The sequence below is a fragment of the Marinobacter salinexigens genome, assembly GCF_008370345.1.
Taxonomy (GTDB): Bacteria; Pseudomonadota; Gammaproteobacteria; order Pseudomonadales; family Oleiphilaceae; genus Marinobacter; species Marinobacter salinexigens.
On the sequence record NZ_VTUU01000133.1, the window covers coordinates 1 to 411 of the forward strand.

The 411-nt window shown below is 30.9% G+C and carries 1 protein-coding gene; it reads left to right on the forward strand.

Features of this window, described 5'->3' with window-relative positions; genetic code table 11:
* Positions 1–411 (forward strand): hypothetical protein (locus tag FWJ25_RS19705; protein ID WP_223163298.1); only part of this gene is annotated, 411 nt, incomplete at both ends.

Here is a 411-nt window from a genome sequence, read left to right on the forward strand (position 1 = left end):
AATATAAAAAATGATTCATTTCTAGATTTTCGTTCTTTCGTATCTTCTGATGTCTTATGTCCCTCTTGCAGGGTTGATGGTGCAATATTAGTTGTTAGTCCCGATTCTAAGCGTCAGAAACATGTGACTTTTAAGAATTTAAAGGGACAAAGTGCACATTTAGAAAATTGTGATCTAGCAAATTCTTTGGAAAAAACAGATGTAACTTTAGGAGTTGAATTAAAATCTAAGGAAAATATTGAAGTAACCAGAGTAATTAGAAAGTACATTTGTGCAGGTATTGAACTAAATTTCTTTGATCAATCTGATATTGAGAAGATGCGAGATTGGACTCTCGAAATGAGATCTAAAAAAGACTTTTTAGTAGAGGATAATCTTCATTACCTTAATTTATTACACTTTCTTGTGATA